The following is a 12,017-nucleotide window of genomic DNA, read 5'->3' as shown; positions in this document are numbered from 1 at the left end:
GCTTGAGCGGCCGCCTCCGTCTCCGCCGTCCCGAGGCCGTCCAGGCCCCGGGGCGGTATTCATTCAGGCCTCAGCGCAAGCCCTCCAGCCCGTGCAAGGCCACTTCCATCTGCTGCTGAAATGGTTCCAGCAACACGCGCAGCTGTTTGCCGGCGAAGCCGTCTTCGTCATGCCGCAGCAATAGCGTCAGCACGCAACTCAAGGCCTGCTCGGCCTCGCGCAACACCACCAAGTGGTCGATCAGCGCCTGCTCCAATTGCCGGCGCGCCTGTTGCGCCTGCGCCAGCGGCGCTTCGGCGCTCTGATCCACCGTTAGCGCGTGCAAGGCCTGCTCCAATTGCCGCAGCGCATGGCGGCCGGGGATAGGGATAGCCGTTTTCATCGTCGTCTCCTTAATGCCGCGTCGCCAGCGCGCTCAGGCCGCTTTGCAGCCAATGCTGCGCCGGTTCCAGGGTGATGTGCAGCACATCGCAGGGGCAGGGTTGGGCACCGGCCTGGCGCAGCAGCGCCCGCACCGCGCGCAGGCTGTCATGGGCTTTGTGCAGATCGTTCAGCGCCGCGCGCAGATGGCGCTCGCGGATGTGCAACTGGCGTTCCAGCAGGTGCAGGCGTCCGGAAGTGAGGCCGGGCATGCGGCGTAATTGCTTGAGTACGAGCTTGAGTGGAAGTGAGGGGGACACTAAGGCGCGGTAGCGCCGGCTGGGTTGATGCGTCATCGGAAGGCTCCTATGGCAAGGCCTGCCGCGCGCTGTCAAACGGATACGGCAGGCGGATGACAGGGTTGACAGACCGGCCATAGCTCCGGTAGGCGCATGAGCGCCTCCCCGCCAGCGCCTGCCTTGGTAGGGCGGGACTATGGCGAGGCTATGGCTAATGAGCTGTCAAACCCACATGCCGCAGAATCAGGCGGCACGCGGCGATTGTTGCCGATGGCAGCGGCAGGGTCAAGGCAAACGGCGTCGCGGCGTGAAGGGGGTGTGGTCGTGGCGCTTGCAATAGGGGATGGCGGACGGATGACAGGGGTAGCAGACCGGCCGCACAGACACACCGGTAGGCGCGTATGCGCCTCCCCGCCATCCGGTCGCCGTGGATGAGCCGTCGGCGCGGGCATGGGTTTGCGACGATGCCTGCCGTTGATGACGACAGGGGCAAGGCAGGCGGAGGGCAGAGTTAGCAGACCGGTCACAGGCACCCGGTAGGCGCAAAAGCGCCTCCCCGCCATCCGCCTGCCGTCTATTAAGCTATCGACACGGATATAGGCTTGCGGCGATGGTCGCCGCTGGCGGCGCGCGGGTCAAGGCGGCGGGCGCTTGTGGAGGCACGGGACAGGTTTGGAATCAGAAAACGATAGCGAGAGATGAATTTATATTTATTAGCAATGAAAGATTTTATTTGGGAAATATTAATTTTAAAATTAAATCCTAAATGACATAGAAGATAGTTGTAACCAAGGCCTGCGTTAGGGTATGCGTTTTGTATCTTAATGCCATGCCATTTTTAGGAATTATCCTATTTTTTGGCCGGGCGGCGAAAAATAAAATCGGCATGCCATGACCTCGGTTCATGGAAATACGCTGCGGGCCGGTGCTGGCATTGTCCCAAAATAATTAGTGAGGGGTTTTATGAAAAGAATCCTTATTGTGGCGGGCTTATGCGCTCCGGTTCTAGCGCAGGCCGGCAATACCATCAATTTCCAGGGGGAGGTGTCCACTCAAACCTGCTCGGTGGACATCAACGGGAATACCGCCAGCCCGGTGGTATTACTGCCCACGGTGCCGGCGAGCAGCTTGGACAAGAATGGCGCCGTGGCCGGGCAGACCGATTTCACCATCCGCTTGAGCGGATGTACCGCGGATGCCTCCGCCGATACCCCGATCAGCGCCGTCTTCGTCGCTAACCGCTTGACGGCCACGGGCAATATCGGCAATGCCGGCACCGCCGGCAAGGTGGCCTTGCAATTGCTGGACCCGGCGTCGCCGGGAAGCCCGTTCAATCTGACTGGTGGCTACAAGGCGCCGGGCCTGGTGTTGAAGAAAGGCCAGACCACGGCCGCGTATGATTTTGCCGTGCGCTACTATGCCGAAGACGCCGCCAGCGCCGGAACGGTATTGGGCAGCGTGCAGTATGCGGTTTCCTACCAGTAAACGCGCCACTGCGGTCGCCTGTTGGGCGGCATGGCTGTTGTTGTTCGCCGGTCAGTTGGCCTGGGGCAGCGTGGTGCTGAACAATACCCGCATCATCTACCCCGGGCAGGCTCATGAGAGCAGTGTTCAGCTGAACAACCAGGACGCCAGCCCCAGCGTGGTGCAAGTCTGGGTGGACTCCGGCGATGAGAACTCCACGCCGGAGCAGGCCGTCGCGCCCTTCGCCGTGATGCCGGCGGTGTTCCGCATTGAAGCCAAGGCCGGTCAGACCGTGCGCTTGGTGTTCGACGGCAGTCCGCTGCCGCAGGACCGAGAGTCGGTCTACTACTTCAATCTGCTGCAGATCCCGTCTATCAATCAGGCTTTCTCCGGGCAGAACCAGATGCTGGTGATGCTGCGCAACCGGCTCAAGCTGTTCTACCGCCCGTCGACGATAGCCGGCCGCGTGGAACAGGCGCCCTGCCAATTGGGCTTCTCCGTGCAGCGCCAGGGCCGGGGCTGGCGTTTGAGCGCCGATAACCGCAGCGGTTATTTCCTGACGCTGAGCGGCGGTCAACTGATCAGCAACGGCAAGGCGCATGCCTTCAAAGCCGAGATGTTGACGCCGTTCTCCCGCGCCAGCTGGCCGCTGCCGGAGCTGACGCAGCCCCGGGCGCCGCTGTCGGTGCGCTTTAGGCATATCAATGACTACGGTGGGGTGAATGAGGTGGAGTCTGCCGCCGTGCTGGCGGAGTGATGCCGCCGGCGCTGGCTTCAAATGGCCGCTCGTTCTGCGCCCGACATTGGCCGCCTGCCTGTCCGCCGGCCCGGCTTGGGCCGGCGGACAGGCAGCGGACATGCCGGCCTTGCCCGTTTATCGTTTCGACAGCCGCTTGCTGCTGGGCAGCCCACTGGCGAATGGGCTTGAGCGTTTCAATCAGCCGGATCAGGTGGATCCAGGCGAATACTTGGTGGACGTTTTCGTCAATGGCGCATTTTATTCCCGCAAGACCGTGAGCTTCCGCCGTAGCGGCGAGCATCCGGTCCATGCCTGCCTGGATCGGGACTGGCTGCTCAGGGCCGGGATGCGACCGGAGAGCCTGGTGCCGGATGAGGAGGACGGCGCAGCGTGCCGACCATTGGCCTTGCGTATTCCCGGCGCCGGCAGTGTGTTCGATCTGTCGCGGCTGCGGCTGGATCTGTCCTTGCCGCAGGCGGCGATGCGGCGAACGCCACGCGGCCAGGTGGCGGAGGAGGATCTGGACGCCGGCGCGGTCATTGCCTTCGTCAATTACGACGTCAATGGCTACCGTGTCAGCAGCGGCGATGTCAGCAGCAACTACCATTATCTGGCCGCCGATGCCGGGGTGAATCTGGGGTTGTGGCGTTTGCGCCAGCAGTCCAATTACAGCGGCGGCACCGGTGGCGGGCGCTGGAATAATATTCGCAGCTATGCGCAGCGCGCGCTGCCCGGCTGGCGCAGCGAGCTGACGCTGGGCGACGGTTCCAGCGGCGGCGGCCTGTTGAGCGGCGTCGGTTTTCGCGGCCTGCAATTGCGCAGCGACGAGCGGATGCTACCGGATGGTTTGCGCGGCTATGCGCCGGTGGTGCGCGGCGTGGCTGACAGCAATGCGCGGGTGGTGGTGCGCCAGGGCCAGCAGGAGGTTTATCAGACCGTGGTCGCGCCCGGTCCCTTCGTGATCGACGATCTGTTCCCCACCAGCTATCAAGGCGACTTGGAGGTGGAGATCACCGAGGCGGACGGGCAGGTGAAACGATTCACCGTGCCGTTCGCGGCGGTGCCGACATCGATACGGCCGGGCCAGGCGCGCTACAACCTGACCTTGGGCCAATTGCGCAACACGTTGGACGACAAGCCGCTGTTCGCCGATCTCGCTTATCAGCGCGGCTTCAGCAATGCGCTGACCGCCAATATGGGCGCGAGGCTGGCGTCGGGCTACGCCGCGGCGCTGGGCGGCGTGGTGTGGGGATCGCGCTTTGGTGCGCTGGGCGCGGACGCCACGTATTCCCGCTCGCGCGACAGCGACGGCGGGCCACTTATGGGCTGGCGCGCGGCCTTGTCGTATAGCCATACCCTCCAGCCAACCTCCACGGCCATCACCTTGGCCGGTTACCGTTACTCCACCCGCGGCTACCGCGATCTGGTCGACGCGGTGGGCGCGCGCCAGGCGTTCCGGCGCGGCGAGAGCTGGCATTCCAGCAGTTTCCAGCAGCGCAATCAGTTCACCGCCAGCGTCAATCAGCGGCTGGGTGGCTACGGTAGCCTGGCGCTGTCCGCGTCGATCAGCGATTACTACAGCGGCAAGCAGCGGGACGGCCAGTTGCAGCTGAGCTATCAGCATCAGATCGGTTCTGTCGGCTACGGGGTGTCGGTCTCGCGCCAGCGCGTCGGCCAAATGGGCCGCGCCCTGCCGATGCTGGACAGCGGGCGGGTCGGCAATACCGTGTCGTTCAATCTGTCCATGCCGTTGGGCACCGCGCGGCGTGCGCCCATGCTGGCGGCGTCCAGCAGCCGCAGCGGCGGCGAGGGCAATCAGCAATTGTCGCTGAGCGGCAGCGCCGATGAGGCGCAGACACTCAGTTATGGCGTCAATGTGGCGCGCGCTGTCCCCGACGGTTCTGGCAGCTTGAGCGCTAATGCGCAGAAGCGCTTTGCGCCGGTGACGCTGGGCGGCAGCTATTCACGGGGGCGTGATTTTTCGCAGGTCGGCGTCAGCGCGCGCGGCGCGCTGGCGCTGCATCGCGGCGGCGTGACTTTGGGGCCGTACCTGAGTGAAACCTTCGGCCTGGTGGAAGCGCCCGGCGCCAGCGGCGCGGTGGTGCGCAATGGCTTGGGCGCGACGGTGGACCGCGCCGGTTATGCGCTGATTCCGGCGCTGACGCCTTACCGCTACAACGAGGTGGCGCTGGACAGCAAGGGCCTGGCGGCAGGCGTGGAGCTACTGGGAGACCAACAGCGCACCGCGCCGTACGCCGGAGCGGCGGTGCGGCTGAAGTTCGCCACCCGCAGCGGCCAGGCAGTGTTGATCAAGGGATGGCTGGCCGATGGCTCGGCCTTGCCGATGGGCGCAATGGTGTACGCGGAAGACGGCGCCAATATCGGCATGGTGGGCCAGGGGGGGCAGGCTTATGCGCGGGTCGGCGCGCGCAAGGCCAGCTTGCGAGTGAAATGGGGCGATGACGCGGATAGTCAATGCGTATTGCCGTACACGCTGGCGGACGAGACGGGTAGCCGGTCCATCGTCCGTCTGGAGGCGGCGTGCGCGCCGCTGCCCAATCCATGAGGAGCAAGATGAAATATCAATCCGATGCCTTGGGCGCTGCGATGCTGCTGGTGGGGGCCTTGTCCAGCATGTCGGCGCAGGGCGCCTGTTATCGCGTGTCGCGCTCTTCGCCGACGACCGATATCAATGCGGTGGACTATGTCGAACCCGGCAGGGGCGAGGTCAGGATTTGGGACGGTGCGACGGATACTGCCGGCCAGGGGGCGCTGGCGATGACCATCAATATCAATAACGAGGCGTTCCAGCCGGACGGCACTTTATTGGCCAGCAAGGTGCTGAGCATCTATGACTTGGGTTCCGGCCATACCGGCGGCTATGCGCCGGAGCAGGTGCTGTTTCGCTGCTCGCCGGAAGAAAAGCCGGAGACTTTTTATGAATACTATTCGACCAATGGCGACAACGATTGGGCCGGCAAGGACGAGGAGGGCAGCGCCATCGGTCTGCCGCAGGCGTATCGCACGGTACAGCGCGGCCTGATGGTGCGGGTGACCAATCTGAATACCGGCGAGTACGCGTCGCGCTATTGGAAACGGCGGCCGCTGGTGCTGGATATGGCCAATGATCGCGATGAGCGCGGCTGGTATCTGATCAAGGCCAAGCACTTCAGCAACTACAAGGTGGAGTTTTTCAAATACAGCCAGTCCAAGGGGTCGGGAGACATAGGCTGGCAGGACGGGCCGGCCGGCCAGAACTGGATGTATGCCCAACCCATCGCCTATAGCGCGTTTCAGGGCGGCGGCGGCTCGCCGTGGTTGAGCGAGGGCGCCGACCATAATCAAAACTTCAGCGGCTGGTTTTGGGATTGGCCCGGCGCGATCAATCCGTATCAGGTGGTGAAGGTGCGCCGCAGCGCCAGCTGCCGCGTGGAGACGGTGACGCCAGTGGTGGCGTTTCCGGCGATCTCGGTGGCCGAGTTGGAGCAGGGCGGGCAACGCACGCTGCCGGTGGACATCCGCCTGCAGTGCCAGACCGGCGCGCCGGCCAATGCCGGCCTGAGCGGTTTTCAAAGCGGCACGGCACAGGGGCAGACGGCGATGGGGCTGCTGGTGCAGCCGGCAAATTACCAGGCGGCGTTGACAGAAGGCCTGGGCACGAGTGGCGGCGGGGTCAGCCACCTGCTGTCCGACGGTTACGGCGTCAACCCGGCGGTGGCGACAGGGGTGGGCGTGGCGTTGCGGAGGCCAGGCGGCCAAGTGCTGAATCTGCTTAGCGACGTGCTGCTCACCGGGGGGGGCGGCGATGCCGGCTGGTATCCGGTACTGCAAGACACCGCCGAACTGGGCAGCCAGGATGGCTGGACCCGCTATCAGGCGCGGATGCAGGCGGTGCTGACCCGTTTGCCGGGCAAGAGGGTCAAGGCCGGAGGCTTGAACGCGACGGCGCAGGTGGTGATCCGTGTGCAATAAGGCCTGGCGCTGGGGCTTGCGCGGTTTGCTGTGCCTGCTGTGCGGCAGCAGTTGGGCTGGCCTGATGGCGGAGTCCACGCGGGTGGTGTTCGCCGGCGGCAGCGCCGAGCAGTCGCTGCAATTGATCAATCTGAATCGCTATCCGGTGCTGGTGCAGGCTTGGGTGGATGATGGGCGGCTGGACTCCGGACCGGATACGCTGGGCGCGGAGGCGGCGGTGATGCCGATGCCGCCCATCTTTCGTCTGAACCCGGATGGGCAGATCAGTCTGCGCTTGATCGCGACCGGCACCCCATTGCCCGTGGACCGAGAGTCGCTGTTCTGGCTGAATCTGTATGAAATCCCGCCGGCGCGCATGGATTTGCCGGCGGCGGCCCGGACGCTGACAGTCACGCTGCGTACCCAGATGAAGGTTCTGATGCGGCCAGCCGGACTCCGTGCTGCGCTCGAGGACTTGCCGCGGTGGCTGCGCTTCGCCGTCACGCGGGAGCCCAGCGGCGCGCAGTTGCGCATAGACAATCCCAGCCCTTATTTCGCCAGCTTCCGTGCCTTGGAACTGCGCTGCGCCGGCTTGCCCGCGCTGGCGTTGGCGGCGGACATGGCGCCGCCGCTGGCGGCCCTGAGCCTGCCCTTGCCAGCGTCTTTCCATTGCGAGGACGGCGCGGCGACAGCGCGCTTCCTGCTGCTGGACGACGACGGTCAACCCTTGGCCGGCGAGACCCGCGTGGGCGGGCGTTGAACGCGCCGGCGCGCTAGGCAGAAATACAGCGCGCCGGGCGCGATCAGTCCCACCAGCCAGGAAATGTCCACCTGCCCCAGATAGGGCAGCAGCGGACCGCTGTAAAAACGGGTGGAGATGAAGGGCAGCTGCGCCAGCAGGCCAAACAGATAGCTGGCGATGCCGACCCGGTTCCAGCGTCCATAACGGCCGTCGGGATCGCTCAGGGCGGCAAGGTCGTACTGTTCCTGGTTGACCCAGTAGTAGTCCACCAGATTGATGGCGCTCCACGGGGTGAAGAAGGTCAGCAGGAACAGGATGAAGGATTTGAAATGCAGCAGGAAATCGTGCTGCGCCGCCAGCGCGATCGCGGCGGACAAGCCGACGATGGCCAGCACGAACACCAGGCGCTGGCGGCGGCCTATCTTCGCTTCGCGCTGGAAGCCGCTGAGCATGGTGGCCAGGCACATGAAGCTGCCGTAGGCGTTCAGCGTGGACACGGTGATCTTGCCAAAGGCGATGCTGAAGAACAGGAAGCTGGCCATTGCGCCGCTGGCGCCCAAGCCGACGATGTAGGCCACTTCCTGGCCGACGAAGCGCGGGCCGGCCAGCGCGGCGGCGAACACGCCCAGCGTCATCGCGATCTGCGCGCCCAATACCGAGCCGCCGCCCACGCATAGAAAGGTGCGCAGCGGCGATACGCCGCTGGGCAGGTAGCGCGAGTAGTCGGCGACGTAGGGACCGAAGGCGATCTGCCAGGAGGCGGACAGCGACACCGCCAGCAGGAAGCTGTCCCAGGCGAAGCGGTGATTGCGCAGCAGCGGCGTGATGTCGTTGACGCTGAGCAGGCGCGCGAACAGATAGGCGAAGGCGATCAGGCCGAGCACGGTGGCGGCGCGGCCCAGCAGGTGGATCATCCGGTAGCCGCATGCCGCGAACAGCGCGATCACGGCGGAAAAGATCAGGATGCCGGCGCTTGGGCTGAGGCCGGTCAGCTGGGCGATGGCCTGGCCGGACAGAATGGTGCCGGTGGTGTTGAAACCGATATAGAGCACACAGACCAGCGCCAGCGGCAGGGTGGCGCCCAGCACGCCGAACTGCACGCGGCTGGAAATCATCTGCGGCAGTCCCAGCCGTGGCCCCTGCGCGCCATGCAGCGCCATCACCGCGCCGCCCAGCACCTGGCCCAGCAGCAGGCCGATCAAGGACCAGAACATATCGCCGCCCAGCACCACCGCCAGCGCGCCGGTGATGATGGCGGTGATCTGCATATTGGCGCTGAACCATAAGGTGAATTGACTGAGCAGGCGGCCGTGGCGTTCGTTCTCCGGGATGAAGTCTATTGCCCGGGTTTCGATCAGGCTGGCTTGAGGCGGGGAATTCATCAGCGTTCTCCTGTGTGCCGGCTAAACCGGGGCAGTTTCCGGCGCGGGCGGTGGGACCTCGACTCTAAATGTCTATACAGATTGTGGTCAATTGTTATGTAATATATTAATTTTTGGCGGGAGCGGACCGGCTTGCGCCTGGTCAACAGAGGGGAAAGCCGCGCTTGGCATACTGGCCGCCATCCAGGGCCGCCACGGGCGGCCCTGGCCTATTCAAGCGGGAGTGATGAAATGATTGTGGTGATCGGCGCCGGGGTGTCCGGCCTGTCCTGTGCCTGGCAGCTGCGGCGGCGCGGCGTGGAGGCGGTGGTGTTGGAGGCGTCCGCGCGCGTCGGCGGCAAGGTGCTGAGCCTGGATCTGGAACCGGGGCTGATGGAGGCGGGGCCGAACACCTTGCTGGCGGACGAGGCGCTATGGCAGTGGCTGCTGGAGCTGGGCCTGACGCCGTTGACGCCGGCGCCTGGCCCGCAACGCCGCTATGTGTTGCTGCACGGCCAATACCGGGCCTTGCCCGCCAACCCGGCCGCGCTGCTGGCCGGTTCCTACTTCAGTTGGGGCGCCAAGTGGCGCTTGCTGAGCGAGCCCTGGCGCCGTTCCACAGCGGCGGAGGCGGAAACAGTGGCGGATTTTTTCCGGCGCCGGCTGGGCGAGGAGGTGCTGGCCAAGGCGGTGGATCCCTTTGTCGGCGGCGTGTTCGCCGGCGATCCGGAGACATTGCTGATGGCGGAATGCCTGCCCGGACTGGCGGCGGCGGAGCGCGAGGCCGGTTCGATGGCGTTGGGCATGTGGCGGCGCTGGCGGCGCGGCGACGCGCGGTGCAAGCGGATGTGCACCTTGCCGGGGGGGCTGTCCAGCCTGGCCCAGCGGCTGGCGCGCGATCTGGACGTGAGGCTGGAGTGTCCGGCGCAGGGCCTGGAGCGCGTCGATGACGGCTGGCGGGTGCTGACGCCGCAAGGGCCGCTGCCGGCCCGCGCGGTGGTACTGGCGCTGCCGGCGCCGCAGGCGGCGTCCTTGCTGAGCGTCTGCGAGCCGGAATGGGCGCGCGCTTGCGCGGCGGTGCGCTACGCGCCGCTGACCGTGGTGGCGACCATGGCGGCGGACGAGGATTTGCATCGACCGCTGGCGGGCTTCGGCGCGCTGCATCCCGCGGCGGAAGGCGCTTTGGCCCTGGGACATCTGATGTCCAGCCGGACGTATCCACACACGGCGGCGCCGGGCGCGCGGCTGGTGACCAGCTTCATCGGCGGCAGCCGCCAGGCGGAACTGGCCGCCTTGCCGGACCCGGCGCTGTTGCAGCGCTTGAACCTGGAACTGGCGCGGCTGTTCGGCCTGCGGGGCGCGCCGCTGAGCCAGCGCGTCGTGCGCTGGCCACAGGCCTTGCCGCAGGGCACGGCGGCGATGGCGGCCTTGCGGCCGCTGGCCGCCGCCGCGAGCGCGCGTGGTCTGCACGCCTGCGCCAACTGGCTGGACGGGGTGTCGCTGCCGGACTGCCTGGCCAAGGGGCGGGCGTTGGCGGATAGGCTGGCGGAGCAGGCCTTGGCGCGCGGCGCATCCGTCGGCTGACGTCGCGGCGGCGATGGGCCGCGGGCGGGAAGGGGAGATACAGGCCGGTTTCGCCGGCCTTTTTGATTTGCCGCCAACGGCTTGGCTTTGCGCGGGGGGCGCTAGGCGGTAGAATCGGCCTTTGACTTTTCACTTTGCTCACCACGTCTATGCTTACCTTCCAGGAAATCATCCTCACGCTCCAGCACTATTGGAACCGCCAGGGCTGCGCCTTGCTGCAGCCTTACGACACCGAAGTGGGCGCGGGGACCTCGCACACCGCCACCTTCCTGCGGGCGTTGGGGCCGGAGCCGTGGAACGCGGCCTATGTGCAGCCGTCGCGTCGTCCCAAGGACGGCCGTTACGGCGAAAACCCCAATCGTCTGTTCCAGCATCATCAATTCCAGGTGGTGTTGAAGCCGTCTCCGTCCAACATCCAGGAGCTGTACCTGGGCTCGCTGCAGGAGCTGGGCCTGGACCCGACGGTGCAGGACATCCGCTTTGTCGAGGACGACTGGGAAAACCCGACGCTGGGCGCCTGGGGCCTGGGCTGGGAAGTGTGGCTGAACGGCATGGAAGTGACCCAGTTCACCTATTTCCAGCAAGTGGGCGGTCTGGACTGCAAGCCGGTGCTGGGCGAGATCACTTACGGCCTGGAACGGCTGGCGATGTATCTGCAGGGCGTGGAAAACGTCTACGATTTGATCTGGACCCATCTGCCGGACGGCCAGCCGGTCACTTACGGCAATGTGTTCTTCCAGAATGAAGTGGAACAGTCCAAGTACGCGTTCGAGCACAGCAATGTCGAGCTGCTGTTCCGCCAGTTCAACGACTACGAGGCCGAGGCCAAGTCGTTGCTGGAAGCCAGCTTGCCGCTGCCGGCCTACGAGATGATTCTCAAGGCCGGTCACACTTTCAACCTGCTGGACGCGCGCGGCGCGATCTCGGTGACCGAGCGCGCCACCTATATCGGCCGCATCCGCACCTTGTCCCGCGGCGTGGCGCAGGCGTATTACGACGCCCGCGAAGCGCTGGGCTTCCCGATGTGCCGGCAGGCCTGATCGTGGCCGCCGCCCCCTTGTCGTCTTTCGCTGAAGGAATGCGCATGAAAGCCTGTTTCGCCTGCTTTTGCGCCGCGCTGGCGCTGCCGGCGCTGGCCGAGCCCGCCGCCGACTGGGTGGCGTATCAGGACGGCAAGGCGCTGCAGCTGGCGATAGACGGCAATTCGCTGTGGCTGGGGCAGGACGGGCTGGTGCACTTCGTCAACCAGGAACGGTTCGACAAGGTCCAGTACGAGAAAAGCTATAAGCTGAAATTCAATATCCGCCGCAGCGTAGGTTACGCCGACTGCGGCAAGTACCAGTATGTGTTTGTCAGTTCCGACTACTTTGATCGCAACAACAAGCACCTGTTCTCAACCATGTTTCCAGTGCCGCGCCACGCCTGGAAATGGCAGCCCGTGTATCAGGGATCGGTCGCCGACGCCATGATGAAGGTGATCTGCGAAGCCGCCGGGGCCGCCAAGCGTTAAGTTTTAG

General features: G+C 65.3%; 11 protein-coding genes. 8 read left to right on the top strand and 3 right to left on the bottom strand.

Going from position 1 to position 12,017, the window contains the following annotated elements; all coding sequences use genetic code 11:
• Positions 1–70: 70 nt before the first annotated feature.
• Both VI26_RS18390 and VI26_RS18385 read right to left on the bottom strand, forming a co-directional pair.
• Positions 71–382 (bottom strand): DUF1484 family protein, encoded by a 312-nt coding sequence (locus tag VI26_RS18390; RefSeq protein WP_048411197.1) that lies wholly within the window; start codon positions 380–382, stop codon positions 71–73.
• A gap of 10 nt (positions 383–392) precedes the next feature.
• Positions 393–716 (bottom strand): hypothetical protein, encoded by a 324-nt coding sequence (locus VI26_RS18385; RefSeq protein WP_156183955.1) that lies wholly within the window; start codon positions 714–716, stop codon positions 393–395.
• Between the two features lie 906 nt (positions 717–1,622).
• Here VI26_RS18385 and VI26_RS18380 point away from each other — a divergent pair.
• From VI26_RS18380 to VI26_RS18360, 5 genes are read left to right on the top strand one after another with little or no spacing between them, the layout of a single operon-like run.
• Positions 1,623–2,144 carry a fimbrial protein gene (locus VI26_RS18380; RefSeq protein ID WP_048411195.1) on the top strand — a complete coding sequence of 174 codons (522 nt, stop codon included), beginning with the start codon at positions 1,623–1,625 and terminating at the stop codon, positions 2,142–2,144.
• A complete protein-coding gene (locus tag VI26_RS18375) occupies positions 2,125–2,880 on the top strand; it encodes a molecular chaperone (protein ID WP_082151150.1) in 756 nt (251 codons plus the stop codon). The genes VI26_RS18380 and VI26_RS18375 overlap by 20 nt, the downstream gene beginning before the upstream one ends.
• Positions 2,846–5,428 (top strand): fimbria/pilus outer membrane usher protein, encoded by a 2,583-nt coding sequence (locus tag VI26_RS18370; protein ID WP_156183953.1) that lies wholly within the window; start codon positions 2,846–2,848, stop codon positions 5,426–5,428. The genes VI26_RS18375 and VI26_RS18370 overlap by 35 nt, the downstream gene beginning before the upstream one ends.
• Before the next feature lie 8 nt (positions 5,429–5,436).
• Positions 5,437–6,834 carry a fimbrial protein gene (locus VI26_RS18365; protein ID WP_197081532.1) on the top strand — a complete coding sequence of 466 codons (1,398 nt, stop codon included), beginning with the start codon at positions 5,437–5,439 and terminating at the stop codon, positions 6,832–6,834.
• On the top strand, positions 6,824–7,573 hold the full coding sequence (locus VI26_RS18360) for a molecular chaperone (protein ID WP_053074504.1): 750 nt from the start codon (positions 6,824–6,826) through the stop codon (positions 7,571–7,573). The genes VI26_RS18365 and VI26_RS18360 overlap by 11 nt, the downstream gene beginning before the upstream one ends.
• On the opposite strand, the gene VI26_RS18355 is transcribed toward VI26_RS18360, so the two are convergent.
• On the bottom strand, positions 7,534–8,937 hold the full coding sequence (locus VI26_RS18355; protein WP_048411193.1) for a cytosine permease: 1,404 nt from the start codon (positions 8,935–8,937) through the stop codon (positions 7,534–7,536). The two genes, VI26_RS18360 and VI26_RS18355, sit on opposite strands and share 40 nt — an antisense overlap.
• A gap of 231 nt (positions 8,938–9,168) precedes the next feature.
• On the opposite strand from VI26_RS18355, the gene hemG reads away from it, so the two are divergent.
• The 3 genes from hemG to VI26_RS18340 all read left to right on the top strand — a co-directional run bounded on the left by hemG (position 9,169) and on the right by VI26_RS18340 (position 12,010).
• Positions 9,169–10,500 (top strand): protoporphyrinogen oxidase, encoded by a 1,332-nt coding sequence (hemG, locus tag VI26_RS18350; RefSeq protein WP_082151149.1) that lies wholly within the window; start codon positions 9,169–9,171, stop codon positions 10,498–10,500.
• 149 nt (positions 10,501–10,649) lie between these two features.
• Positions 10,650–11,540, top strand: coding sequence for a glycine--tRNA ligase subunit alpha (gene glyQ, locus VI26_RS18345; RefSeq protein ID WP_156183952.1), 891 nt, complete (start codon positions 10,650–10,652; stop codon positions 11,538–11,540).
• 44 nt (positions 11,541–11,584) lie between these two features.
• Positions 11,585–12,010, top strand: coding sequence for a surface-adhesin E family protein (locus tag VI26_RS18340; protein WP_048411190.1), 426 nt, complete (start codon positions 11,585–11,587; stop codon positions 12,008–12,010).
• The last annotated feature ends 7 nt before the right edge of the window (positions 12,011–12,017 follow it).

This window comes from Chromobacterium sp. LK1 (genome assembly GCF_001043555.1).
Classification (GTDB): Bacteria; Pseudomonadota; Gammaproteobacteria; order Burkholderiales; family Chromobacteriaceae; genus Chromobacterium; species Chromobacterium aquaticum.
Note: the sequence above shows the minus strand (reverse complement) of the source record. Positions and strands in the feature narration are given on the sequence as shown.